24 protein-coding genes, 1 tRNA gene and 1 pseudogene are annotated in these 23,985 nt (G+C 63.6%); 13 read left to right on the plus strand and 13 right to left on the minus strand.

Going from position 1 to position 23,985, the window contains the following annotated elements:
• Positions 1-10: 10 nt before the first annotated feature.
• Entirely contained in the window at positions 11-172 is a 162-nt protein-coding gene (locus tag U5919_RS12930) for a DUF7838 family putative zinc beta-ribbon protein (RefSeq protein WP_336024825.1), read from the minus strand.
• Between the two features lie 180 nt (positions 173-352).
• Between U5919_RS12930 and U5919_RS12935 the strand changes: the two genes are divergently transcribed.
• A complete protein-coding gene (locus U5919_RS12935; RefSeq protein ID WP_336024826.1) occupies positions 353-1,114 on the plus strand; it encodes an SDR family NAD(P)-dependent oxidoreductase in 762 nt (253 codons plus the stop codon).
• Positions 1,115-1,183: 69 nt separating this feature from the next.
• Here the strand turns inward: U5919_RS12935 and U5919_RS12940 are convergent, their stop codons facing one another.
• The gene (locus U5919_RS12940; RefSeq protein WP_336024827.1) at positions 1,184-1,618 is read right to left on the minus strand and encodes an acyl-CoA thioesterase; all 435 of its coding nucleotides are present in this window, start codon (positions 1,616-1,618) and stop codon (positions 1,184-1,186) included.
• 132 nt (positions 1,619-1,750) lie between these two features.
• Between U5919_RS12940 and U5919_RS12945 the strand changes: the two genes are divergently transcribed.
• From U5919_RS12945 to U5919_RS12955, 3 genes are all read left to right on the plus strand, one after another.
• A complete protein-coding gene (locus U5919_RS12945; protein ID WP_336024828.1) occupies positions 1,751-2,281 on the plus strand; it encodes a DnaJ domain-containing protein in 531 nt (176 codons plus the stop codon).
• A 127-nt stretch (positions 2,282-2,408) separates the two neighbouring features.
• Positions 2,409-4,028 carry a GTPBP1 family GTP-binding protein gene (locus U5919_RS12950; protein ID WP_336024829.1) on the plus strand — a complete coding sequence of 540 codons (1,620 nt, stop codon included), beginning with the start codon at positions 2,409-2,411 and terminating at the stop codon, positions 4,026-4,028.
• Between the two features lie 50 nt (positions 4,029-4,078).
• Positions 4,079-5,371, plus strand: a complete 1,293-nt coding sequence (locus U5919_RS12955) for a M48 family metallopeptidase (protein ID WP_336024830.1) — start codon at positions 4,079-4,081, stop codon at positions 5,369-5,371.
• A gap of 25 nt (positions 5,372-5,396) precedes the next feature.
• On the opposite strand, the gene U5919_RS12960 is transcribed toward U5919_RS12955, so the two are convergent.
• Together U5919_RS12960 and mch are read right to left on the minus strand one after the other, a co-directional pair.
• Complete coding sequence (locus U5919_RS12960; protein WP_336025588.1) at positions 5,397-5,885, minus strand: double winged helix-containing putative transcriptional regulator; 489 nt, start codon at positions 5,883-5,885, stop codon at positions 5,397-5,399.
• 15 nt (positions 5,886-5,900) lie between these two features.
• Entirely contained in the window at positions 5,901-6,845 is a 945-nt protein-coding gene (gene mch / locus U5919_RS12965) for a methenyltetrahydromethanopterin cyclohydrolase (protein ID WP_336024831.1), read from the minus strand.
• A gap of 315 nt (positions 6,846-7,160) precedes the next feature.
• Here mch and U5919_RS12970 point away from each other — a divergent pair, with 315 nt between their 5' ends.
• A complete protein-coding gene (locus tag U5919_RS12970) occupies positions 7,161-7,400 on the plus strand; it encodes a hypothetical protein (RefSeq protein WP_336024832.1) in 240 nt (79 codons plus the stop codon).
• A gap of 33 nt (positions 7,401-7,433) precedes the next feature.
• Here the strand turns inward: U5919_RS12970 and U5919_RS12975 are convergent, their stop codons facing one another.
• Positions 7,434-7,994: a DUF2238 domain-containing protein gene (locus U5919_RS12975; protein WP_336024833.1), complete on the minus strand. Its 561-nt coding sequence runs from the start codon at positions 7,992-7,994 to the stop codon at positions 7,434-7,436.
• A 411-nt stretch (positions 7,995-8,405) separates the two neighbouring features.
• Between U5919_RS12975 and U5919_RS12980 the strand changes: the two genes are divergently transcribed.
• Positions 8,406-9,086, plus strand: a complete 681-nt coding sequence (locus tag U5919_RS12980; protein WP_345786348.1) for a nucleotidyltransferase domain-containing protein — start codon at positions 8,406-8,408, stop codon at positions 9,084-9,086.
• Positions 9,079-9,570, plus strand: coding sequence for a DUF8154 family protein (locus U5919_RS12985; RefSeq protein WP_336024835.1), 492 nt, complete (start codon positions 9,079-9,081; stop codon positions 9,568-9,570). The genes U5919_RS12980 and U5919_RS12985 overlap by 8 nt, the downstream gene beginning before the upstream one ends.
• Positions 9,571-9,602: 32 nt before the next feature.
• Here the strand turns inward: U5919_RS12985 and U5919_RS12990 are convergent, their stop codons facing one another.
• Positions 9,603-9,725, minus strand: coding sequence for a hypothetical protein (locus U5919_RS12990; protein ID WP_336024836.1), 123 nt, complete (start codon positions 9,723-9,725; stop codon positions 9,603-9,605).
• A 285-nt stretch (positions 9,726-10,010) separates the two neighbouring features.
• Between U5919_RS12990 and U5919_RS12995 the strand changes: the two genes are divergently transcribed.
• Positions 10,011-12,374: a DUF7827 domain-containing protein gene (locus U5919_RS12995; protein ID WP_336024837.1), complete on the plus strand. Its 2,364-nt coding sequence runs from the start codon at positions 10,011-10,013 to the stop codon at positions 12,372-12,374.
• Positions 12,375-12,636: 262 nt separating this feature from the next.
• Positions 12,637-15,450 carry a DUF7827 domain-containing protein gene (locus U5919_RS13000; RefSeq protein ID WP_336024838.1) on the plus strand — a complete coding sequence of 938 codons (2,814 nt, stop codon included), beginning with the start codon at positions 12,637-12,639 and terminating at the stop codon, positions 15,448-15,450.
• 159 nt (positions 15,451-15,609) lie between these two features.
• Here U5919_RS13000 and U5919_RS15940 read toward each other — a convergent pair whose 3' ends face one another.
• From U5919_RS15940 to U5919_RS13015, 4 genes and pseudogenes are all read right to left on the minus strand, one after another.
• Positions 15,610-15,792, minus strand: coding sequence for a DUF8150 family protein (locus U5919_RS15940; RefSeq protein WP_336024839.1), 183 nt, complete (start codon positions 15,790-15,792; stop codon positions 15,610-15,612).
• A 109-nt stretch (positions 15,793-15,901) separates the two neighbouring features.
• Positions 15,902-15,955, minus strand: a pseudogene (locus U5919_RS16005) (hypothetical protein); the annotation flags it as partial.
• 86 nt (positions 15,956-16,041) lie between these two features.
• Positions 16,042-16,197, minus strand: a tRNA-Met gene (locus U5919_RS13010).
• A gap of 159 nt (positions 16,198-16,356) precedes the next feature.
• Positions 16,357-17,049 (minus strand): TVP38/TMEM64 family protein, encoded by a 693-nt coding sequence (locus U5919_RS13015; protein ID WP_336024840.1) that lies wholly within the window; start codon positions 17,047-17,049, stop codon positions 16,357-16,359.
• Between the two features lie 199 nt (positions 17,050-17,248).
• On the opposite strand from U5919_RS13015, the gene U5919_RS13020 reads away from it, so the two are divergent.
• Positions 17,249-17,641, plus strand: a complete 393-nt coding sequence (locus U5919_RS13020; protein ID WP_336025590.1) for a DUF5830 family protein — start codon at positions 17,249-17,251, stop codon at positions 17,639-17,641.
• An 87-nt stretch (positions 17,642-17,728) separates the two neighbouring features.
• On the opposite strand, the gene U5919_RS13025 is transcribed toward U5919_RS13020, so the two are convergent.
• Positions 17,729-18,979: a DUF7115 domain-containing protein gene (locus U5919_RS13025; protein ID WP_336024841.1), complete on the minus strand. Its 1,251-nt coding sequence runs from the start codon at positions 18,977-18,979 to the stop codon at positions 17,729-17,731.
• A 295-nt stretch (positions 18,980-19,274) separates the two neighbouring features.
• Between U5919_RS13025 and U5919_RS13030 the strand changes: the two genes are divergently transcribed.
• On the plus strand, positions 19,275-20,933 hold the full coding sequence (locus U5919_RS13030; RefSeq protein WP_345786358.1) for a potassium channel family protein: 1,659 nt from the start codon (positions 19,275-19,277) through the stop codon (positions 20,931-20,933).
• Positions 20,934-20,952: 19 nt separating this feature from the next.
• Here the strand turns inward: U5919_RS13030 and carA are convergent, their stop codons facing one another.
• Complete coding sequence (carA, locus tag U5919_RS13035; protein WP_336024843.1) at positions 20,953-22,026, minus strand: glutamine-hydrolyzing carbamoyl-phosphate synthase small subunit; 1,074 nt, start codon at positions 22,024-22,026, stop codon at positions 20,953-20,955.
• A gap of 97 nt (positions 22,027-22,123) precedes the next feature.
• Between carA and U5919_RS13040 the strand changes: the two genes are divergently transcribed.
• Positions 22,124-22,546, plus strand: coding sequence for an Lrp/AsnC family transcriptional regulator (locus U5919_RS13040; RefSeq protein WP_336024844.1), 423 nt, complete (start codon positions 22,124-22,126; stop codon positions 22,544-22,546).
• A gap of 68 nt (positions 22,547-22,614) precedes the next feature.
• Positions 22,615-22,815, plus strand: a complete 201-nt coding sequence (locus U5919_RS13045; RefSeq protein ID WP_336024845.1) for a 30S ribosomal protein S17e — start codon at positions 22,615-22,617, stop codon at positions 22,813-22,815.
• Between the two features lie 80 nt (positions 22,816-22,895).
• Here the strand turns inward: U5919_RS13045 and U5919_RS13050 are convergent, their stop codons facing one another.
• Complete coding sequence (locus U5919_RS13050; RefSeq protein ID WP_336024846.1) at positions 22,896-23,963, minus strand: sensor histidine kinase; 1,068 nt, start codon at positions 23,961-23,963, stop codon at positions 22,896-22,898.
• Positions 23,964-23,985 lie beyond the last annotated feature (22 nt).

A 23,985-nucleotide genomic window follows, 5' to 3' on the forward strand; every position in this document is an offset into this window, starting at 1 on the left:
CGTCTGCGACTTATGCTTTTGCGGTGCTGATTCCGTTGATCTCGATGAAGCCGTAGCCGCACTCGTTGCAGCGCCACTTCGTCTTCGTGCCGAGGTGGATCGTCATCGACGCTGTCTTCCAGAAGCCGTCGTGTCCGCACTCGGGGCACTCGTCGTCGCGTTCGAGGCTCATACGCGAGCACTTCGCGTGGAGCGTGTTGAAGATACTGATTTGGGAGACCGACAGCCTTTGATATATCTTATACCGCGATATCAATACTATCTGCATTGCGACGAGAGCGAATAGGATCGTGAATCGGCTGCGCTTTCCGGTCGCCGCTACACTTTTGTTGAATAATTGCGATTTTTCTATATGAGCTCGTTTACCGATGGCGTCGCGATCGTCACGGGCGGCGGATCTGGAATCGGCGAGACGACGGCGATAGAATTCGCCGAGCGCGGGGCCAGCGTCGTCGTCGCCGATGTCGACGTCGAGGGCGGCGAGGCGACCGTCGAGACGATCGAGGAGGCCGGCGGTGACGCCCGGTTCGTCGAGACCGACGTCACCGATCCCGACGCGGCGAGAGGGATGGTCGACGTCGCGGTCGACGAATTCGGTGGGCTCGATTACGCGTTCAACAACGCCGGTGTCGGCGGCGCACAGACGCCCATCACCGACTACGACCCTGAGGATTGGCAGGCCGTCATCGACGTGAATTTGCTCGGCGTGTTCAACTGCCTGAAACCCGAAATCGAACAGATGCAGGAACAGGAAAGCGGTGCGATCGTCAACAACTCCTCGATACTGGGGCACGTCGGCTTCGAGTCCGCATCGGGCTACGTCGCGGCGAAGCACGGTATCTTGGGGTTGACGAAGACCGCCGCCTTGGAGAACGGTGAGACCGGGGTCCGTATCAACGCCGTCTGTCCGGGATTCATCGAGACGCCGCTGTTGGAGGAAGGCGGAATCACGTCCGATCCGGAGCTGCGGAAACAGATCGAGAGCCGCCACGCGATGAACCGACTCGGCACGCCACAAGAGATCGCCGACGCGGTTTGTTGGCTCTGCTCTGCGGAGGCGTCGTTCGTCACCGGCGAGGCGCTCGGCGTCGAGGGCGGCTATCTGAGTCAGTGATCGTCCGCGTTTCTCGTCTTCGCGATTCCACGCGTCGGCGCAGCCTACTCTGTGTTCACCGTTGGCCGTTCAGTGTTCCCCGTTGGCCGCTTCTCTGAGTTCGATCGCCCGCTCCGTGGCGATTTCGAGGTCGGGGACCGGCGTCGGCTTGTTGTCGTCGTCGATCGCGACGTAGATGAAATGCGACTCCGTCGTGAGTTCGGTCTCGCCGGAGAGCGGGTCTTCGCTGAAGACCCGGAGGTAGACGCTCACGCTCGTCGTGCCCGCGTCGTAGACGTAGGACTTGATCAACGCCGCGTTGCCGCGGGGGATGGGCCGGTGAAAGTCGACGCTCTCCATATTCGCCGTGACGACCGTCTCGCCCGCAAAGCGCATCGCGGACATCGCGCCGACCTCGTCCATCCACTTGACGACGTTGCCGCCGTGGGCAGTGTCGTTGTTGTTAGTGTCGTTGGGCTGGACGAGCACGCGGTTCTCGATGTACGTCTCTTCGAGCGAAATCATTACCTGACGTTCCGCGAGGCCCGTAATTGATCTGTCGTCTCGAAATGGCCGCCGCTGCCGACTGCCGACTGCTGACTGGATGCCGATCGTCACGCCGGGACGCTTACGGTTCTCGACCGCCCTTGTTCACTCGTGGACGAAGACGGACTCGTCATCGGACTCACCGCGGTACTCGCCGGGACGACGGTGCTGTTCGTCGTCCTCGGATTCGCGTACCAGCCGCTGCTGTTGCTGTTCGCGACGATATTCGGGGCGGCGACGTACTCCCTGTGGTACCACGCGAGCGGACGGCTCGGCGAGCGGGTGGAGCGGACGGCCGCGAGCACCCGACGCGGTCGTCGACAGCGCGCCAACGCGGCGGGGCGCGGTCCGCGGGAGTTCCAAGGCTTCGGTCCCGGGCGACGTGCGTCGGCCGAGGGTCGGCGTCGACAGCGAGGCCGGACGGCCGGCGGCCAAGGACGCGCCGACCGATCGCGACGAGAACCGAACGAACCGACGCTCGCGGAGGCGTACCGGACGCTCGGCGTGGACGCCGACGCCGACGACGCGGCGGTGAAAGCGGCCTACCGCGAACGAGTGAAGACGACGCACCCCGACACTGACGATGGCGACGAAGAGCAGTTCAAGCGCGTGAACCGCGCGTACGAACGGATCCGAGAGTGACATCCTCCCGGATCTGAACACGATGCCTCCGCGACCCGAACCGTCGCCGCGGCGTCTCTACGAGTACTGTGACACGGTTACACACACCACGAAAAGGGTTTTAGCGGGTCGTTCCCTACCCGCGGCTATGAGCGCTGATCGGGCCGTTCTGGAATCGGCCCTCGAGCGCGGCGAGGAGGAGGGCGGCAACGTCGAGTTCAAAGAGCGGCTCTCGCGAGAGCTCCACCTCGCCGACGGCCGCTTGGAGAGTCTGGCGGCGCAACTGCGCCACCGCGTGCTCTCCGGCGACGGAACGGCGACCTACGTCGTCGGCGTCACCGACGACGGCGGGATCGCCGGCATCGAGCCCGACGAGTTCTCCGAGTCGATGGACGTCCTCTCAATTCTCGCAGAGGAGGCTGGCGCACACATCGAAGACGCCGAGACGTGGGGCGTCGGCGACGGCGGCGACCGCGGACTCGTCGGCGTGGCGACCGTCCAAGAGGGTGCGATGCTCGACGTCGACGAGGACCACATCGTCGTCGGGACCGCCGGTCACGTCGATCACGGGAAATCGACGCTCGTCGGCTCGCTCGTCACCGGCACCGCCGACGACGGGCAGGGCCAGACGCGCGGTTTCCTCGACGTCCAGCCCCACGAGGTCGAACGCGGGCTCTCAGCGGACCTCTCCTACGCGGTCTACGGATTCACCGAGGAGGGACCGGTCCACATGGACAACCCGCACCGCAAATCCGACCGCGCGCGCGTCGTCGAGGAGTCCGAGCGGCTGGTCTCGTTCGTCGACACGGTCGGTCACGAGCCGTGGCTGCGGACGACGATCCGCGGGCTCGTGGGGCAGCGCCTCGATTACGGCCTGCTCGTCGTCGCCGCCGACGACGGGCCGACGAAGACGACGCGAGAGCACCTCGGCATCCTGCTCGCGATGGAGTTGCCGACGCTCGTCGCGATCACGAAGGCCGACGCGGTCGAGGCGGATCGGCTCGCCGCCGTCGAGCGCGAGGTCGAGCGGCTGCTCCGGGACGTCGGGCGGACGCCGCTGCGGGTCGATCGCCACGGCGTCGACGCCGCCGTCGAGGAGATAAGCGATTCCGTCGTCCCGGTGCTCACGACTAGCGCGGTCACGATGGACGGCCTCGGCGACCTCGATTCGATGTTCGAACGGCTTCCGAAGACGACGCGAGAGTCCGGCGCGGACTTCCGGATGTACATCGATCGGAGCTACTCGGTGACGGGCGTCGGCGCGGTCGCCTCCGGCACCGTCAACGCCGGAAGCGTCGAGGCGGGCGACGAACTCCTGTTGGGGCCGATGCCCGACGGGGACTTCCGCGAGGTCGAGGTCCGCTCGATCGAGATGCACCACCACCGGGTCGATCGGGCGAAGGCGGGGCGGATCGTCGGCATCGCGCTGAAGGGCGTCAGCGAGGCGGAGATCGAGCGCGGGATGGCGCTGCTCTCTCCGGCGGCCGACCCCGACGCGGTCCGCTCCTTCGAGGCGGAAGTAATGGTGTTGAATCACCCGACGCGGATCCGCGAGGGGTACGAGCCCGTCGTCCACCTCGAAACGGTGAGCGAGGCGGTCGTGTTCAAGCCCGAGGGCGGTCAGTTGCTCCCCGGTGACACCGGGACTGCGGAGGTCGAGTTCAAGTTCCGGCCGTACTTCGTCGAGGAGGGCCAGCGGTTCGTCTTCCGCGAGGGGCAGTCGAAGGGTGTCGGCACCGTCGTCGACGTCGGCGACGAGATACACTGATTGGAACGACGCCGCGACGTTGAAGTCCGCTCGGGTCCGACGGTCCGGTAATGGTATCTACGGCCGCGTTCGCGCTCGTCGCTCTTTTGGGGGGCGTACAGCTTCTCGAGACGGTCCTCGACCGGCTGAACCTCCGGTACGGCGCTCGCGCCGTCCGCGAGGCCGACGAGTGGGTCCGCTCTGCGCTCGACGTCGACGACCCCGAGGAGATGCTGGCGTATCAGCGCTCGAAAACGGTTCTCTCCAACCTACAGTCGTGGCTCGGCGTCCTCGTCGTGCTGGCGGTCGTGGTGTCCGGTCTCTACGGCGACATCGCGACTGCGCTGTCCGAGACCGGACTGCCGAGCGTCGCACAGGGCGTCTTGCTCCTCGCCGCTGCCGTGGTGGCAGGCCGACTGTTCTCCGTTCCCTTCGACCTCTACGAGACGTTCGTCATCGAGGAGCGCTTCGGGTTCAACAACCAGACGCCGCTCCTGTGGCTGCGGGACCTCCTCGTCGGAACGGTCGTCGCGCTCGTCATCGGCGGTGTCGTCGCCGGCGCTGTGCTCCTCGCCGTCGAGTCGCTTCCCGCGCTCTGGCCGGTCGTCGGCTGGGCGCTCGTGGTCGGCTTCTCGCTCCTGATGATGGTCGTCTACCCGCGCGTCATCGCGCCGCTTTTCAACGACTTCGAGCCGATCGAATCCGGCGAGCTCAGGGAGGCCGTCGACGACGTCTTCGAGCGCGCGGGCTTCACCTGCGAGCAGGTATATGAGATGGACGCCAGCCGTCGATCCTCGCACTCGAACGCGTACTTCGTCGGCTTTGGAAAAACGAAGCGCGTCGTCCTCTTCGACACGCTCGTCGAGCAGATGGATCGGGAGGCGATTCAGGCCGTGTTAGCCCACGAACTCGCCCACTGGAAGCGAAACCACATCTGGAAGCAACTGGCCGCTTCGGCCGTCCAGATGGCGGTCGTCTTCGCGTTCCTCTGGTGGGTGACGACCTCTCAGTGGGTGTACGCGGCGTTCGGCCTGCCCGCGGAGACGTACGCCGCGCTGGGGCTCGGACTGCTGTACGCCGGGCCGCTGCTCTCGCTTTCCGCGCCGCTGACGAACCAACTGTCACTCGCGCACGAGCGCGAGGCGGACGACTTCGCCGCGGGGACGATGGGCGAGATCGCGTCGATGACGCGCGCCTTAGAGACACTCGCCGGCGAGAATCTCTCGAATCCGTTCCCGCATCCGGCGTACGCCGCGTTCCATATGACGCACCCGCCGATCCCCGAGCGCATTCGTCGGCTGCGAGAGCAACACGATGGCGATGGTGCAGATCCCGATGTCGATGTGCCGCCGTCGGCGACGTAGCGAATGTCTCTCGCCGATCGCCCCGCTATTCGACCCGCACGTAGCCGCCGTCACGCTCGTCGGCGAGGTCAAGCAGAATCGCCCACCCGAGGATGCGCTCGACGCGCTCGCGCCAGATATCCCGCCAGTCGCCGGCGGCGCGGTGGGTCTCCCAGACGGGGACGCGTTCCTCGAATTCCTCGAACACCTCGTCGACGGTGCGGGGTTCGTCGCTCGCGAGGCTGTCGAGCACTTCGCGCGCGCCGTAGACGCGGTCTCGAAACGCCTTTCTGATCCCCTTCGGCGTCGGCTCCGTCGACTCCCGAACGAAGCCCGAGGGGGTTTCTTCGGCGAGTTCGAGCGCGCGAAGGAAGGTGAGCCACGTTCGCGCGACGTCGCGACTGGGGAAGTCGAGCCGGTGCATCAGACGCGCGCAGCAGTCGTCTTCCGTGCCGGGAACGAGCGGGACTGCGCGCTGGGCGTCGGCGACGAACTCGAGCGAGTCCGGCGGTTCGGGGAGGAGTTTGAAGCGCATCGTGCTCATCACCCGCTACGATCGGTAGCCGAAGGAGTCCGCCAGCAGTTCCTCGCTTTTCTCGCCGAGGACGTACGTCGGGCCGTCGACGACGTCGACAGTCACCTTCGCGGGCGCGAAGATCGTCTCGGGGACCTCATAGAAGTCCCAATCGGCGTCGTCGAAGATCTGCTCGAACGGCGTGCCGTACTCCTCACGGGCGCTCGACGGCACCTGATCGAACTCCTCGAAGTCCTCGGCGACGGTGAGATGCACTTCGCCGCCGTAGGCGACGGCGTCGTTCGTGCGGGCCATCGCGACGCTCTCGTCGTAGCTGACCGGCGCGATCGGCGCGGAGCCGAACGCCGACTGGACGTTGCGGACGTCGTAGCCGAGCTCGAAGAGTCGGAAACACGCGAGTTCGGCCGCACGGGCCGCTCCCGTGACGCTCCCGACGGTCGAGCCCGTCGCGTACGCGGGGAGGAAGACGGCGCTGGGTTCGACGCCGGCCTGTTCGGCGACGTGCTCGGCGATCTGATCGCCCGGGAGGTCGATGCTCTCGACGGAGAGGACCGTGAGGTCGAACTCGTCGAAGTACTCCATCGCGTGGAACTCGTCCTCCTCGGCGACGAGCGCGCGGGCGGGACCGGAGCCGAGGCCGTCGAACGGCGGCTCGGCGAAGGTGAGCTCCCAGCCCGCCTTCTGCGAGCCCAGTAGCGAGAGCGCGGGGTGATCGGTCTGCAGTTCGACGTATGGGGTGGGCGCGCCCGCGACGTCGTCCATCCGGGTTTGGACGGTCGAGAGGCCCGCCGTCTGGATCTCCGCGAGCAGCATTCCGGCCTCGACGCCACCTGGCGAGTCGACGCCGAAGTCGAGGACGGTCGCCCCCGACTCCAGTTCGTGTGGTACGACGCGGAGCTCCTCCGCGAAGTCGATGGCCTCGTCGACGAGTTCGATGGCCATCCGGTTGATCGAATCCATACGCGGTGGTTGGGCGTGATGAGGTAAAGACGTTGGTTGTGTGTCGGTGAGATTGCGCCGTCGGATCTACAAAGGGCCAAGGCGAATGCCCGGGGCTTGACCCCGAGGTCGGGTGACTCCGACTACAACCTCAGCTTACCGCATCGAATCGGTCTGGTACCCGTCGAAACCCACATTTCTCGGGGGATACGACCCCGTCTCCGCTCGCTGCGTTGTGACGTAACGTCGGCTTACGCGATCGTGAGCGGGACCGGGGGTGTCCTCCACGGGTGAACTGCGTCCATTACAAATACGCTCTCGGTGGTGTCGTATCCTATGGCACGCACGATGCCACACACAGCACAGGAATGGGTCGCGTGGTTGAGTCCCGGGATGATGATCCTCGTCGGTGCGATCCTGTTTTTCATCCCCGCGCCGCCGACCTCGCTGGTCGGAATCGCACTGATCATCGTCGGAGGAGTCCTCTGGCTCGTCGACTACTTCGGCGGCGACGAACCCGACGAGCGCGAGACGATGGGAGGCGGGATGGAAGGCGAAGACATCGAAGCCGAGTAGGCGGAGCCGCGCGGTCGGTCAGCCCGCAGTCACTCATTCCTCGGAATTCGCGAGGTTGTCGAGGAGGCGGTCGCCGAACAGGAGCACGAAGAGCGCGCCGACGAGGTCGAACACGAGGTCGAGGATGGTGTCCCGCTTGCTGTAGACGACGAGGATCGGTTCGACGCCGAGGCGCTTTGCGACCGCGTGGATCGCGTACTCGACCGCCTCCCAGAGGAGGCCGCAGCCGAGGACGACGCCGAGGACCCGCGGGCGGGGATCTCGCCCGCGACGCTCGGACGCCGCGAAGGTGATCCCGCCGAGAACGCTCGCGGAGAGCGCGTGCGTGAGGTGATCCCACCACGGCACGTCGTCGTACGGGCCGAGCATCCCCACCGCGTGGGCGATCATCGCGGTATCCACGTACGCGCGCTGCCACGGCCTGCACTCGACGTCGCCGACGCGCTCGGCGACCGCGGGGAGGTACGTCCCGGCGAGCGCGAGGAGCGCGTTCGCGACCGCGCCGGGGTTTCGATCGCGGACGCCGACGAGGAACACCGCGAGGAGGACCTCCCTGCTCCGGCGATCGATGTCTCCGTTTGTGGGTGGCCACACGGGTTTGTCACTGGCTCCTACGGGACGGAGGATCGCGGCCGGAAAAATAGGTTGCGTTCGTTCGGTGGTACTGTTTAGTTAGGGGGAAAATAGACGAGAGTACGACATCGACCACGTCTTCACGTTCGACCACGCCGACTTCCACACGCTCGGGTTCACCGTCGTCCCCACCGACGTCGAGATCGCGTGACTCGCCACGAACGGATCAACGCTACTGTCGGCCTGTGGGTCGAGTTCGTTGACGAGCGCGGACGCAAGCGGCCGGTCCTTCACGGCGGGAGCGAGACCGTCGATTTTTCCAGTAGTATCTCTCGGGATTCTGTGGACGATCGAAACCCCGCGTCGGCGTGGCGACGAATATTGGCTAGACAAAATTTATATCCTATTGCACATATTCAGATAGTGTCTGATATGAAGAAACGAGATATAAAAATCTGCATCGACGCCTATCCGACCACGGAGGGTACTATCTTTCGTATTCGGGCTGCAGACGAGATACTCCGGTTGTTGGCCGATGCACACGAGACGGAGTTCACGATTCCAGACCTCGTCAACGCAACCGAGGTCAGCCGATCAACGGTCTGGCGGGCTGTCGAGCTCTTAGATGACATCGGCGCGCTACAGATCCGGGAGACTCCACAGCGAAACTACGTCTCGATCGATCCGACTCGACTGCAGAAAGACGATCCGATACTCGCGATCGAGCAATCGGAGTTCCACGCGCCGCTCCGCGCGTTTGTCGAACGGGCCCAAACGGCACTCATCGATATGTCCGATGTCGATGCAGTGCTCGGAATCACTGTCTTCGGAAGTGTCGCTCGCGGTGAGGCAGACCGTCAAAGCGATATCGACGTGTTCGTCGTCGTCGAGGGGGACCGAACGAGCGCCCGGCGAGCGATCGCGGACGTCTGTGCCGAGCTCCGCACGGAGCGCTTCGACGGGGATCGGTTCGAATTCGAGCCGTACGTCGAGTCGGTGAACAGTGCGCGCCGGGCCGGATCAAAGCTCCGCGAAATCCTGACCGAGGGAGTAACCGTGTACGGGGGCCCGAAGTACCACACCCTCCGAAAAGAGGTGTTGGCAGATGAGTAGTACGGAGGTCGATCACCTCATCGCGGAGGTGCAAGCCGCATTCGACCGACGACCGGAAGCGATCGAACCCGAACTCGACGTCGGGGACGCTGCGCTGCTTCAACTGCGGAAAGCGTGCCGATTGCTCGCCGGTGCCGGAGCACTTCGCGATGCGCGCTACGACACGCTCGTGATCGAAGCGTCCTTCGTGGCGATCGAACGGACAGTCGAGTTCCGACTGCTGGAACGCGGGACGATGCACCCAGACGATCTCCCGGGCACCCACCCGGGAGTCTACCGCGAAGCCGCGGCCGTCGGTATCTTCAGCGAATCGACCACCGAAGACCTCGCTGATCTCTGGCGAGAACACCGGGCAAAGACGTACTATCAGGACGGGCTCGCCTCAGGGGCCCGTGCCGAAGCGCTGTACGCACTGGCCAGCGAAATACACGCCTACATCGGTGGACGGTCTCGACAGGGCTACGAGTGTGTCTGCGGAAACTGACCCGTCGGCACCGCGTACGTTCACCGCCGTTCTCAGCGTGGCTCGTCGATCTCGGTGTCGTCGCGGTGGATCAACTCGTCTGTCGTCAACGACCACTCGGACGACGGACCGACGACGAACGCCCGCACGCGGGCCCGCGAACGAACAATATTCACCCCTGACGTCGCCCGCGATTCTTCCCGCCAACGCCCTCGATCATCCCCGGAATCGCCGCTATTCAGTGTGTGAACAATTCTCACAGAATTCGGGCTTTTAGCGCACTCTCGCGGCCGATTAGCGTCTGACGACTACACAAAGTATTTACCGGACGTGGTACTTGGTTGTCCCGTACCCCTACCCATGGTGGCATCAGCGAGTACTGCGGACCACCCGATCGGCCTTTGGGCCGAGTTCCGGTGCGCGTAAAACTGCTGTCGCCGAACGTGGTAACACAACAAACTATGACAGGAAATACAAACAAGTCCCGCGCGGTGTTCCTCGCGGTGCTGATGGTTCTCAGCGTCTTCGCTGGAACCGTGGCATTCACGGGGAGCGCGGCTGCGGATGCGGAATACGCCGGTGGTGCTGTTGAATATAACAACAGTACTGACTGGATCATTGAGGTACCGATTGAAGATGGCGCAGTCGACCCTGCTGATGTCGACCAAGACAATATCACTCTCCTTGACGGTGGTGAAGATATTAACGACGAATCTGTCGACAATATTTACACCACCAACAACAACGGAACCGTCGTCCTCACCCTGAGTGAGAGGGTTTCGTCTAATGATCTGGAGGTTGAATTCGACGATACTTTCAGTTCGAGCCTTGAGGGAACCTACTCGGTCGCCTTCGCGGCTGAGTCGTACGATCTCACGTCGCTCGGTGGCGACAATAACACGTATCAGGGAACCACCGTCGCCTTCTACAATGACTCCAACGAGGAAGACTTCGAAATCGAAGGTGACGACACCAACTACTTCCAGAGCTATGGTACCGGTACGAACAGCAGCGTCTTCTACGTTGACACCGGTGACCTCGAACTGGACACCTACGATCTGAACGGTGAAGCGAACCTCACCGTTCGCGACCTCGGACTTAGTGTTGAGGTCGACGACGTGAACGTCACAACCGAAGAAACCATCGATGGGACTGTTGAGGCCAGTGCTTCCAACAGACCGGTTACCATCGAGTTGCTCGATAGCAACGATGAAGAAGTCGCAAACCAGACAACCACCCTCAGCGGTCAAGGTAACTACGACTTCAGCTTCTCCGCGGTTAGCGAAACTGGCGATTACACCGTCGAAGTGACTGACGACAACTCCGGTGTCACTACCGAGTCGTCAACGATCACCGTCAGCGAGGCTGCTGATGATGATGCCGACTTCGTCGAGAACACGATCACCGATCAGCGCGGTGACGTCGCCGAGGTCTCTGTCGAAATGGACAGTACTGACACGGCAACTGTCACACTCGGTACGTCTAGTCAAGGTGTCGTCTCCAACGTGACCGTCGAAGACGGTGACAACGATGGAGAGGTCACTTTCTTCGTGAACACGTACCAGCTCCAGCAGACGGAAACGACTAGCGGCACGCTGGGCGAGAGTGACGGTTATAACATCTACAGTGTCGACTCTGACAGCGATGATGAGATCGTCGCATCTGATCTCACCACCAACGTCTCGAATCTGATCGACGCTGGTGAGTACGACCTCGAAATCACCGCGGGCGATAGCGCCACGGCCGATTCGACGGGCGTCGGAACGCTTATCCTCGAAGAACGCGACACAACCGAGTTCCGTACGTGGACCGCACCTGACGGTGCTTCCATCTCGGACCTCGAAGACGTTAGTGAAGCAGTCGAAGACGGTGAGCTGACGCAGTCCTCTGAGATCGCCAACGGCGATGTCGTTGTTCACGAGCTGCAGGCCTCCGGATTCGAGGGTGCCCTCGGTGCGCAGTCTAACGAGGACGTTACTGATACGTTCTTCAACAACGTTGGACCGAGCAACGGCATCTACAATCTCCAAGTTGAGCAGACCGATGCTGGTGCAAACCAAGAGCCGTGGTCGGTCAATGTTGGCTCTGATAACACGACTGTCGTCGCTGACGGGGACAACGACACGTACTACGTGTTGTTCGACACCGACAACGTCAACCTGACTGGCGAAGACGCTCCGAGTAGCGGTATCCCGGACGACGAGAGCCTAACGGCCAACTTCACGGTCTACGACAACTCGTCGACTGACTTCCTCGCGGACGATGCCGACGAGGATCAGTCGACGACCGTTGATTACGATGTTGTCGAACCCACGCTCTCGGTGAGCGCACCGTACAACGTCACGAACGCGGCCGAACAGGATGTGGGCGGTACGACCTCGCTCGCACCCGGCACGGAACTCAGCCTCCGCGTGCGCAGCACGGACGGCACGAGCCCGAGCTTCCTGAAGACGGCCTCCCCCGTCGTGCAGCCTGACGGCACGTGGAGCGCGTCGCTCGACTTCAGTGAGCAGAGCGTCGGCGACACCTACGAGATCGTCATCAACGACGGTTCCGGTGGCGCTGAGGAAGTGACCGAAGACGGCGAAGTCGTCGAATCTGTCGGCACGGTAACGGACGAGCCGACGACGGAAGAGCCGACGACGGAAGAGCCGACGACGGAAGAGCCGACGACGGAAGAGCCGACGACGGAAGAGCCGACGACGGAAGAGCCTACTGAGGGCGACTCCGACGGAGACTCCGACACGTCCACGCCCGGCTTCGGTGTCGTCGTTGCGCTGACGGCACTCCTCGCCGCGGCACTTCTCGCTACGCGTCGCAACTAAGCGACTGAATCACCGGACCTAGTCCGGCTTTCGACTTCCCATTTCTTTCGACGCGCTACGCTCTGAGCGACGGTGTTAGCGCGGAATGCGTCCTCAAACGCAGATTTGATCAGTGTAGATTCAGCAGAAATCGATTCACTGCGAAATTCCACGAAGAAAAATATTTACTCCTCCGGTTAGCTGGTTGTAGTATCCCTACAAGGGGGGCCTAACCTAGCGCAAAATGGGGACCGTCCATAGTGCTGGGTGGGGAAATACTACTATGACAGATAATACGACGAAGCACCGTGCGGTGTTCCTCGCGGTGCTAATGGTTCTGAGCGTTGTCGCCGGAACTGTAGCATTCTCGGGGAGCGTCGCGGCGGTCAACGATCCGCGGACGGACGGCGGCAGTATCACGAATACGACCGTCACTGAATCGAGCACCAACACGCATTCGGTCCAGCTCAATGCGACGCTCAATACGTCGAACAGCTCTTACGTGAATTACAACCTCTCGTTCCCCAATTCGGCGGATTTCGATCTTTCGGGTGCTGACAACAGCACGGTTCAGGTCAACGACGGGACCAACGTCGCCATCGAAAATACGGCGATCGACGACGGGAACAACAATTTCACCGTTAACGTATCGACGAGTGGCGGTGGGCTCGACGATGAGCAGATCAACCTCACGTTCGATCTGACAGGGGTGACCGCTCCCTCCGTTTCGAGCGATCAGAACTACCCCGTCGCGTTCGCGCTCGACAACGGAACGGACGGAACAGTCGAAAGTTCCACAACCATCGGGACGCTGACGGTCGAAGACACGGCCGCTGGTGAACCGGAACTGAGTAGTGCAGTCCATTACGTCGACACCGGTGACGAAGGTGCGGGTGTCGAACTCGTGTTCAGCGAGCCTGTCAACATTCCCAACAGCGACGACGTCACGCTCTACGACGACGGGAGTGAGGTCACGGGCACGTCGCTCTCGCCTGCACCGGGCAGCACGGCCAGCCGCTACTTCCTCAACACGAGCGGAGCGGTCGTGACCGGCAACGTTGAGGTTAGTCTCTCCGGTGACATCGAGGACGCCGATAACAACGCGCTCACGAACTCCGGCAACAACTCGGTCACTGTCGCGCCGGTCACAGTGCAGGAGAACGACGACAAGAGCACCTACAGGGGCGGCAACACAGCGATCGTCAGCGACGGAACCGACGACTCGGTCGAAATCGAAGGCCCTGACGGGTTCTACTTCGACGGATCGACCGGCGCGAACAGCGAGGTGTTCGTGTTCAACACGAGCGGCCAAGCGCTCGGTGACTACGAAGTCAGTATCGACGGCAGTACCATCGGAGACACGCAGTTCACGCTGTATGAACTCGGACTCGAACTGACCGTCGACGACACCGAAGTCACGACAGCCGACACGATCGAGGGAACTGTCACGGCCCGCGATTCCAACCGCGACGTGACGCTCGAACTGCTCGACAGTAGCGGCGACACCGTCGAGGGATCGACCACCAGCGCGACCCTCAGCGGACAGGGCGAGTACGACTTCAGCTTCGATACGTCCAGTTCGGGACTCGGTCTCGACGCAGACAACTACACCGTCCGCGTGATTGACGACTTCTCCGGCGTCGAGGCCGAATCCGACGAAATCGTCGTCACCGAAGCTGACGACGAGGACGCCGCGTTCGCAGAGAACGTCATCTCCGATCAGCGCGGTGACGTCGTCGAATACACCGTCGAGATGCAGCAGACGAGCACGGCGACGGTCACACTCGGCAGCGAATCTCAAGGTATCGTCTCCAATGTGACCGTCGAAGACGGTGACGGCGACGACGAGGTGACGCTGTACCTCAATACGACTGCGCTCTCAGACGCCGAAGCGACCTACGCCGACGGCGGGAACGTCTACTCGCTTGACGCCGACAGCGACGACGAGATCGTCACTGCCGATGTCGGCACCAACGTCTCGAATCTGATTGACGCGGGCGAGTATGATCTCGAAGTTAGACCCGGTGAGGACGAGACCGCGTCGTCGACTGACGTCGCGACGCTCGCTCTCGAAGCACGCGGAACGACCGGAATCAGCACGTGGACGCTCCCAGCTGACGCTACTCCCTCGGATCTCGAAGACATCAACGAGGCCATCGAGGACGGAGAGCTGACACAGACGTCCGAGATTGCTAACGGCGACAAGGTCGTCCACGCGGTCGAGAGCACCGGCCTCGAAGGTCTGCTCGACGCACAGAACAACGAAGGAATCACCGAGACCTTCCTCGATAAGAGCGCAGCGGGTACCGTCTACAATTTCTCGATCGAACAGACGAGTCCCGGTGCGAACCAAGAGGCGTGGGCACTCAACCTCACGGAGCAGAACACGACCGTCGTCGCCGACGGTGACAACGACACGTACTACGTGATCGTCGACACCGGCGAGGAACTGACGTACGACGGGGAATCGATCCCGGACGACGAGGGCCTGACCGCGAACTTCACAGTCTTCAACAACGACAAAGACTACACCGCTGAGGATCTCGACAGCGACGAAAACGAAGAGACACTCGTCGACTACGAGATCGTCGAACCCACGCTCTCAGTCACCGAACCGTACAATGTCACGAACGCGGCCGAACAGGATGTGGGCGGTGCGAGCTCCCTTGCACCCGGCACAGAACTAACTCTTCGAGTGAGCAGCACGGACGGCACGAGCCCGAGCTTCTTGAAGACGGCAGCGCCTGTCGTGCAGCCTGACGGCACGTGGAGCGCGTCGCTCGACTTCAGTGAGCAGAGCGTCGGCGACACCTACGAGATCGTCATCAACGACGGTTCCGGTGGCGCTGAGGAAGTGACCGAAGACGGCGAAGTCGTCGAAGCCGTCGAGACGCCGACGGCAACGGACGAACCGACGGACGAGCCAACCGACGAGCCGACAGATGAGCCGACGGATGAGCCAACCGACGAACCGACGGACGAGCCTACTGAGGGCGACTCCGATGGCGACTCCGACACGTCCACGCCCGGCTTCGGTGTCGTCGTTGCGCTGACGGCACTCCTCGCCGCTGCGCTCTTGGCAACCCGTCGCAACTAAACTAAGCGACTGAATCACCGGACCTAGTCCGGTCCTTTCGACTTCATTTCTTTCGACACGCTACAACAAAGAGCGGCAGCGCTGATGCCGCAAACCCGTCGATGAAGCACCCGCTACGCTGGATTTCGAGAATTGATAGAGTCGTGGCCCGCGGACTCCCTATTCCGAATCGTCGTCGGACTCCTCGCGCCCTTCGATGATCTCTCTCGCGACGTCCGCGACGTGCCGTCGGTGCGCGGCCGACGTCCCGACGCTCTGAGCCGCGTCGAGCTGGTCGTTGACGATGGCGTTCTGCTGTGGGCCCCACGTCTCCGGCGGTTCCGACTCGATGTATAGTAGCATTTGCAACTGATCTCTCATCTGATCGCACGCAGTCGTGCGATCGAGTGAGTGGAGACTTGCAAATGCTACTATATTCGACCCAGCGCTTGATCGCCTCGATGCACTGCTCGCGGTTTCGTTCGTGCTTCGCAGCCAAGCGCTCACGCGCGTTTGAGTTGCTCATATTCCGCCTCGACGTCGAGTCGCGTTACCAACGAGTCGAGTGGATGGTCATAAGAATATGTGCAAAATGGAAACCACTGTTAGAAGTGCCCGGGGTGGGCTCCGAACCCACGATCTCCGCATGTCCCAGGTCCGAGGCTCGGCGGGCCCCGTGGGGAGCGGGCGGAGGCTTCCAAGGCGTACCGCACCGAATCTCAGGAAACCCTATGAGTGCGGCGCTATGTCCAGCTAAGCCACCCGGGCTCATCTCCTCGTTGGCCGATGACGTTCTTAAACCTTCGCAAGTCAGACGACGGCGCGGCCGTCGACGGATCCACGCGGTACCGCACACGACGACGAACTCACGCGCCTTCGGCGTCCGCTTCCGCCTCTGCTTCCGCCTCCGCCTCGACGGTCGCCTCACTACCGATCGACGCCGCTGTCGTTCGCACCGTCCGTACGCTCACCCGCCTCGTCGCCGTAGCGATCACAGTACCACTCGTAGGCGGTCGGTCCGACCAAGAGCGCGGCGGTCGCGCCGGCGGCGACGACCACGCGGAGGTCGAACACGTCCAGTACGTCGCTCGCGACGAGCGACTCCGCGGACGCGCCCGCGAGCACGCCCGCGACGACCCACGGGATCTCGCCGATCGCCGTTCCGAGGAGGAACGTCGAGAGCCGAACGCCCGCGATGCCGGCGGCGACGCTCACGACGTCCGAGGGCGCGGGTACGAGGCGGCTGGCGACGACGCTCCGGACGCCGCCCGTGTGATCGACGAACGCCTCGCCCGCGTCGGCGAGCTCTCCTACCCGCCCGTAGCGCCGCGCGAGCAGAAACGGCGGGACGCTGGTCAGCGTGACGAGCGCGAGCGCGAGGGGGAACCCCGCGAGGCCGAGGCCGTAGCCGAGCAGGACGGCCAAAAGCGTCGTCGGCCACGCGAGGAGCGGCCGCACGGCTGCGAGCGCGATGGAGGCGAAGATGAGGCGCACTGGATCGGCGACCAGCCACGCGGCGCGCGCGAGCACTACGTCCGGCGAGGCGACGACCGCGACCGCGACGACGGCGGCGATCGTCCCCCCGAGCGCGACGCGCACGCGCAGGCGGGAGCGGTCCATCGTCTCCCCGTCGCCGCCCCGCGGGCATAACAGTTATTTTGTCGCTGTGGCTCCGAGAGAGGGTCAGACCGTGGCCGACGACGAACAGCGAGATCTCGCGGCGTTCGACGAGGACGGTAGCGAACGCGACGCCGAGATCGACGGCGAACGAGACTCTGAGAGCGACTGCACTGTCCCTGGAGCCGACAGCGACCCGGCCATCCCGAGCGAGGGCACACCCGTCGCTGAACTCGATCAGCGCGAACGCGTCGAACTCGGCGTCGACCTCCTCGCGCATATCGAAACCGAGTCGCTCTCGCTTTCGGACGCCGTCGACAGAATCGAGTCGGTGACGACGAACCCCTCGCTCACGAGAGAAATTCTCGATACCGCGGAAATGCGGGGAATCATCGAACGCGAAGAGGGACGCCTTCGGACGCGACGCGGCGGGACCTACGTCAGATTCGAGCAACAGGTCGTCGAGCGCGACGGCGACTTCGAGTGTCGGCGCTGCGGAGCGAGCCTCTCGACGGGGCACTTCGTCCGGTTCGAGGCGGGTGAACTCGGCCCGTTCGGCCCCTCGTGCGTGCGGAAGATTCTCGGACGGGAGTGAGGGATAGTAGCGTTTGCAACTGATTATCCATCTGATCGCACGACAGCGTGCGATCGAGTGGGTGCAGACTCGCAAACGCTACTATAGCTACCGCCCGCGACGGAGTTCTTCGATGAGCTGTTCGACCAACTCGCGCTGGGCCCGCAGTTCGGCGTTCTGCCGCTCGACCGTCTCTCGGAGCTCGGAGAGCGCTTCGAGCATCTGCTCGTCGGCCGTCGGAGCGGCCGCCTCGAAGCCCGAACCCGCGAATCCGGGATCGGGGGATTTCGACTCGCCTTCGCCGGTCGCCTGCGTCCGTTCGAGCGCGTCTGCCGTCTCGGACCCGTCGTCGATCGGTTCAGTCAACTCCGATTCCGGCGGTTCAGCGCCCGAAGCGGACGGGTCGACACTTGCGTCAGTGGCATCGGCGTCGACGCCGGAGTCGCGCTGGGGGCTTCCGCCGCGAGTCTGTACCGGTTCGGGATCCGCGCCCGCGTCCGCCGGTCCGTCTTCGGGGGGCCGCTCGACCTGTTGGGCGAGCGCGTCGACGTCCTGTCTCGTCGGTTCCTCCGACGGCGACGCTTCGGCCTCACGCGTCGCGTTCGACGGCAACTGCTCGGGCTCGTCGGGATCGGCGATCAACGGATCGGGGCCGTCGCCGAAAGTGACTTCCTTGCTCTCTGTGTCGTCTGCGGTCTCTGCGTCGGCCTCGTCATCGTCGGGCTCTGCGGCGGCCCGAAGCTCCTCGATCGAGTCGACGTCCCAGTAGGCGAGAAGCGTCGTCTCCAGGGCGGCGCGAACCGCGCGCGCGTCGTCGTTGGGCGCTTTGAACCGCTCCTGCCGGCCGTTGACCGTCAGGACGACCGACGTGGCGACGCTGCCGTCCTCGAACGTGAGGTCGGTGACGTCCCCGAAGTGATACGACTCGAAGTCCTCGTCCCACAGGTTCGACCCGATGTGGCGCACGACGCGCTCGCCCGCGATGGCGACCGTGAGATCGCTGAAGCGGAAGAGCCGCTCCATCGGTTCGTCGGGTTCGAGAACCGCGTTGGCCTTGAGCACGCCCTCGACGATCGGGTGGAGGGCGCGTTCGAATCGCTTCGCGGGAAGCGAGATGGTCTGTTCGCCGTCGAGACCGTAATCGAGCGTCACCTTCGCCTTGCGGCGGCCCTCCGAGACCGTGATTCGTTCTGCCTCGTGGGAGTACTCCTCGACGGACTCATCGGAGAGCAAGCCTTCCGCGCGATAAAGCAGCGTCCGCGTCGGCGTCACGTACAGTTCGTCCTCGCCGCCGAGGTCGACTCGTGCGACCACGTCCTCGTCGGCGAGGTCGGTCTGGACGATCTCCGGTTGGCTCATAGATCCGTCCACCGCCCGTTTCGTCATAAATCCGTGGGTCTTTCCGGCGGTCATCGCCGATCGTACCCACGCGATCGGTGGTCTATCTTGTCGCCGTGGGTGCAACGGATTTGCACGGCCGATACTATCGTAGCATTTGCAAATCTTCACTCACACGATCGCACGCTGTCGTGCGATCGGATGAACAATCAGTTACAAATGCTACGATAGTCGCGTGCGACGAAGGTCTCTCACGCCCCGTTCGGTACCCGGTATTTATTCGAACGGGGGCGCAATGAGCGGTCGAGATCTTCGAATGCGGGAACTTCGAGACATCAGAGGGTTGCATCCACGGAACCTGACGCAGCGACAGCGGTTGCTAGTGATCTTCGTCACCGGACTCGCTGCCGTCGTCCTCTTTTACACGGTCATCTACAACTGGGGGATGGAGACGCTCGAAAACCGGCCGCAGTCGATCTTCCGGTCGTTTCAGACGGTCGTCGAGACGATGACGACGACGGGATACGGCGCGGACTCGCCGTGGACGACCCCGGTGATGAATGTGTTGATGGTGACGATCCAACTGACCGGCGTCGTCATCGGATTCGTCACGCTCCGCGTGCTCGTGATCCCGCTGTTCGAGCGGACGCCGTTGAACCTCGACGACCGCCTCACGTCCAAGAACGACCACGTGGTCATCGCGGAGTACCGCCGTGACACGTACGTTCTCCTCGACGAACTCGAAGAGTTAGACGTCGAGTACGTCCTCATCGAATCCGACGAGGAGGAGGCGAAACGCCTCTCCGACGACGGATACCAGGCGATCAACGGCGATCCCGAGGAGCGGGCCGACCTCGACCGTGCGTCGATCGAACGGGCGTCGCTTCTCATCACCGACGCCGGCGATCGGACGGCGAGCATCGTCCTGACCGCACTGGAGGCGAACGAGGACCTCCGGGTGATCAGCTTCACCGAATCAACGCGACGAAAGGCGGCGCTCGCGGAAGTCGGCGTCGACCGGAGCGTCGCCCCCCACGCGCTGATCGGCGAGCGGCTGGCCGAAAAGGCGACGACGCCGGTCGCCGTCGGTGCGTCGCCGGAACCCGGCGACGTCGACATCCGAGAGATACTCGTCCGTCGGGACAGCCCGCTCCACGGCGTCCGCGTTCGCGATTCGCCGATCGCCACGCATCCGAACCTCACGCTCGTCGCGGGGTGGTTCGACGGCGAGCTGCGGCTGCCGCCGTCGCCCGATGAGCCCCTGACGCCGAACACCGTCTTGGTCGTCGCCGGTCCCGGCGGGGAGATCGACGAGATGGCCACCGAGATCTCGGGGATCCGCGCGCGACGCCTCGTGGCACCCTCCCGGGTGATCGTCGCCGGCCTCGGCGAGGGGGGCATCGCGGCCGTCTCGACGCTCCCCGACGACGTGGCAGTGACGACCGTCGACGAGTCCGCCGAACGGGATCCGGACTACGTCGGCGACGTGAGCGAACCCGAGACCCTTCGAGCGGCCGGTATCGAGGAGGCCTCGGCGCTGATCGTCACCGTCAGCGACGATTCGATCGCGCTGTTGACGATCGCTATCGCCCGGTCGCTCTCCGACGATGTCGAGATCCTCGCGCGCGTCACCGAAGCGGCGAAGACGAGAGCGGCGTTCAGAGCCGGCGCGGACTACGTCCTCTCCACGCAGCGAGTGTCCGCCCGACTCGTCGCTTCGGAGGTCCACGGGGAGCGGGTGATGGATCCGACGAGCCAGATCCGCATCGTTCGCGCGGAGGCCGCCCCGTTCGCCGGCGAGACGCTCGGGGATGTCCGACAGAACGGCGAACGCGGCTGGACCGTCGTCGCCGTCTCACGCGACGGTGCCGTCCTCACCGACGAGCGGACCGCTATCGAGCGTGACGACGAAGTGTTCGTCGCGGGGAGCGACGACGGAATTCAGGCGTTCGATCAGACGTTCCGACCCGGCTAAGGCGACTGTCCGCAGACGCTCAGTCGTCTGCGACCGGGTGACTGCTCTCGACGCCGGCCCCCGTCATCGCGAGGACGTCGTCGAAGAAGCCCAGCGAGTCGTGCGGGCCGGGGTGGGCCTCGGGGTGGTACTGCCGGGTGATGACGTCGAGGTCGTCGTTCGCGAGGCCCTCGGCGGTGCCGTCGTTGACGTTGACCTGCTTGACGTCGAGCTCGTCGCCGGGGTCGCCGACGGTGTAGCCGTGGTTCTGCGTCGTCATCACGACCTGTCCGGAGTCGAGGTCGCGGACGGGCTGGTTGACGCCGCGGTGGCCGAAGTCCATCTTTTCGGTGGTGCCGCCGAGCGCGCGCGCGACGACCTGCTGGCCGAGGCAGATGCCCGCGATGGGGACCTCGCCGACGTACTCTTCGACGAGCGTCTGGGCGGCCTCGAAGTTCGCCGGGTCGCCCGGGCCGTTCGAGATGAACAGCAGGTCGGGGTCGATCTCGGCGAGTTCCTCGGGCGTGGTGTCATAGGAGAGCACGTCGACGGTCGCGTTCCGCTCGACGAGCGACTCGACGATCGACAGCTTCGCGCCGCAGTCGATGAGCGCGACGTCGATGTCGCCGTCGCCGTAGGTCGTGTGCTCGACGGTGGTGACTTGCTTGCCGATGTCGACGTGTTCGCTCATCCCCTTGCACTGCTTCAGTTCGGCTTTCGCATCCTCGGGGGTCACGTCCTCGCCGACCGCGATACCGCACTTCATCGCGCCCTCCTCGCGGATGGAGGTGACGAGATCCCGCGTGTCGATGTGATCGATCGCGGGCACGTTCTCCTCGCTCAGCCACTCGGCGACGTCCTCGGTGAACTCGTGGGCGACCGCCGCGCGCGGGTGGACGCGGTCGGACTCGAATCGCTCTTCTCGAACGCCGTAGTTTCCGATGAGCGGGTACGAGAAGGTGAGGACCTGTTCCTCGTAGGAGGGGTCCGTCAGGCTCTCTTCGTAGCCGGTGTACGCAGTCGTGAACACTAACTCGCCGCGGGTCCGTCCCGGAGCGCGTCCGCGGGCCTCGATTACGCGGCCGTCCTCCAGGGCCAGATAGGCGTCCGACATTACGAGAAACGCACGGTATCTGGGGGTATAAGTGTTACTTTCGTAGTTCAGTTACGATTTTCGTAACCGGTAAGCCCCCAGCGCTCGTTGGGTCCGTATGGACGACCTCGACCGGCAGATCCTCGACATCCTGCGACGGGACGCGCGGACGCCCTACACCGAGATCGCCTCCCAGATCGGGACCTCCGAGGGGACGGTCAGGAATCGCGTCGAGCGGCTGACCGAGGACGGCGTCATCGAGCGGTTCACCGTCTCGACACGGACAGGAAATATCAAAGCGATGATCGAGGTCTCGGTGAAAGTCGACGTCGACACCACCGAGATAACAGACCAAATGACTGAGTGGGAGCAGGTCGACTTCGTCTGGCAAGTTTCGGGAGAAGAGGACGTCGTCCTCGTGGTCGACGCCGCCGACACGCGCGCGGTGAACCAACTCATCACCCGCGCGCGCGAGCTCGACGAGGTGAAGAACACGAAGACGCGACTCATCCTCGACGAACAACTGGGGCGGTCGCCGTAGGCATCGATTGTGCAGTCTCGCGGGCCCGGAACGAATCGTTTTAGTGCTCGCTGGGGGAAAGAGGGGATATGGCGATCAAACCCAAATACGTCAAACAGCTCGGAAAGCTGCTCTTAGAGAAGTACCCCGAAGCGTTCAACACGGACTTCGAGACGAACAAAGAGAGCGTCGCGTCGCTGACGAACGTCGAATCGAAGGGCGTCCGCAACCGCATCGCGGGCTACATCACGCGAAAGAAGGCCGGCTCGGCTGCCGCTGCCTCGGCGTAATTGGATATCCGATTCTTGGTAGTTGTCGACGTTGCGAGCGACAGTGCTGGTTCGCTGGATGTCAATCCCCTCGCAACGATTCATTCCGAAACGAACTCGACGTCGGTGATCTCGAATCGCGCGCCACCGGTGGTCCCGTCGACCACTCGAAGGCTCCACCTGTGGGCGTCGGCCACCCGCTGGACGATGTGCAGGCCGAACCCGGTTCCCTCCGACGCGGTCGAGTACCCGGGGTCGAACACGCGATTGCGCTCCTCCGGCGGAATCCCTTCGCCTTCGTCTTCGATGTAGAAGCCCGACTGGAGCGATCCCAGCGTCACGGACACGTCGTGGTCGCCGTGTTCCACCGCGTTCCGATAGAGATTCTCCAAGAGCTGCTGGAACCGGAGCCGATCGGCGCGGATCGATCGATTCGTCTCGATCGTGAGCGTCGCGTCGGCGGTCGCGACGTTATTCCAGCAGGTTTCACCGAGGTCGGCGAGATCGATCGTCTCGACCTCCGTCGTCCGGTCGCCGTCCCGTGTATCGGTTAACAGCCCTGAGACCAGTTTCTCCATCCGCGCTAAGGCGTCTTCGATGGACTCGTGGTGATCGCTCGGGGCTTCCGCCTCGGCCAGTTCGAGATAGCCCTGTGCGACGCTGAGCGGGTTGCGGAGGTCGTGGGCGACGACGCTTGCGAACTCGGCCAAGCGTTCGTTCGTCCGCTTTCGGTTCTGTTCTCGCTGCCGGCGCTCGGAGACGTCGCGAGTGTTGACGACGTAGTACCCCTCCGGCGTCGGATCAGCCGAGGCGACCGATTCGACCCACGTGTACGACCCGTCCGCCCGCAGGTGGCGGTACTCGACCGGTTCGACGGTGTGGATATCGCTTTCGACGACGCGCCGAAACGCGTCGACGACTCGCTCGCGGTCGTCCGGATGGAAGTAGTCTCGGACCGCGTCACCGACTAACGCGTCCTGATCGTATCCGTAAATTCGTTCGATCGACGGGCTTTCGTAGGCGATTGCCCCGTCCGCGTCCAGTACCGTGAGCAGGTTCGTCGAGTGAAGCGGTATCTCTTCGAGCGGGACGGCGGCGTCGGTGTTGGAGTCGATGTTGGCATTGGCGTCGCTCGTCGACGGCGATTGGGACCCGCTGTCGTCGACCATACCCAGTGCTTCACATGTCGTG

The organism is Halobellus sp. LT62 (genome assembly GCF_037031285.1).
Taxonomy (GTDB): domain Archaea; phylum Halobacteriota; class Halobacteria; order Halobacteriales; family Haloferacaceae; genus Haloquadratum; species Haloquadratum salinisoli.

Bases quoted from the DNA above. Each gene is read 5' to 3' on its own strand.
- U5919_RS12930 (WP_336024825.1), bottom strand. From the start codon at position 172: ATGAGCCTCGAACGCGACGACGAGTGCCCCGAGTGCGGACACGACGGC.
- U5919_RS12955 (WP_336024830.1), top strand. From the start codon at position 4,079: ATGGTATCTACGGCCGCGTTCGCGCTCGTCGCTCTTTTGGGGGGCGTA.
- U5919_RS13050 (WP_336024846.1), bottom strand. From the start codon at position 23,963: ATGGTCGACGACAGCGGGTCCCAATCGCCGTCGACGAGCGACGCCAAT.
- U5919_RS12980 (WP_345786348.1), top strand. From the start codon at position 8,406: ATGAAGAAACGAGATATAAAAATCTGCATCGACGCCTATCCGACCACG.
- U5919_RS12985 (WP_336024835.1), top strand. From the start codon at position 9,079: ATGAGTAGTACGGAGGTCGATCACCTCATCGCGGAGGTGCAAGCCGCA.
- U5919_RS13015 (WP_336024840.1), bottom strand. From the start codon at position 17,049: ATGGACCGCTCCCGCCTGCGCGTGCGCGTCGCGCTCGGGGGGACGATC.
- carA (WP_336024843.1), bottom strand. From the start codon at position 22,026: ATGTCGGACGCCTATCTGGCCCTGGAGGACGGCCGCGTAATCGAGGCC.
- U5919_RS12940 (WP_336024827.1), bottom strand. From the start codon at position 1,618: ATGATTTCGCTCGAAGAGACGTACATCGAGAACCGCGTGCTCGTCCAG.
- U5919_RS12960 (WP_336025588.1), bottom strand. From the start codon at position 5,885: ATGCGCTTCAAACTCCTCCCCGAACCGCCGGACTCGCTCGAGTTCGTC.
- U5919_RS13045 (WP_336024845.1), top strand. From the start codon at position 22,615: ATGGCGATCAAACCCAAATACGTCAAACAGCTCGGAAAGCTGCTCTTA.
- U5919_RS13025 (WP_336024841.1), bottom strand. From the start codon at position 18,979: ATGAGCCAACCGGAGATCGTCCAGACCGACCTCGCCGACGAGGACGTG.
- U5919_RS12995 (WP_336024837.1), top strand. From the start codon at position 10,011: ATGACAGGAAATACAAACAAGTCCCGCGCGGTGTTCCTCGCGGTGCTG.
- U5919_RS13040 (WP_336024844.1), top strand. From the start codon at position 22,124: ATGGACGACCTCGACCGGCAGATCCTCGACATCCTGCGACGGGACGCG.
- U5919_RS12950 (WP_336024829.1), top strand. From the start codon at position 2,409: ATGAGCGCTGATCGGGCCGTTCTGGAATCGGCCCTCGAGCGCGGCGAG.
- U5919_RS13030 (WP_345786358.1), top strand. From the start codon at position 19,275: ATGCGGGAACTTCGAGACATCAGAGGGTTGCATCCACGGAACCTGACG.
- U5919_RS12935 (WP_336024826.1), top strand. From the start codon at position 353: ATGAGCTCGTTTACCGATGGCGTCGCGATCGTCACGGGCGGCGGATCT.
- mch (WP_336024831.1), bottom strand. From the start codon at position 6,845: ATGGATTCGATCAACCGGATGGCCATCGAACTCGTCGACGAGGCCATC.
- U5919_RS15940 (WP_336024839.1), bottom strand. From the start codon at position 15,792: ATGCTACTATACATCGAGTCGGAACCGCCGGAGACGTGGGGCCCACAG.
- U5919_RS12970 (WP_336024832.1), top strand. From the start codon at position 7,161: ATGGCACGCACGATGCCACACACAGCACAGGAATGGGTCGCGTGGTTG.
- U5919_RS13000 (WP_336024838.1), top strand. From the start codon at position 12,637: ATGACAGATAATACGACGAAGCACCGTGCGGTGTTCCTCGCGGTGCTA.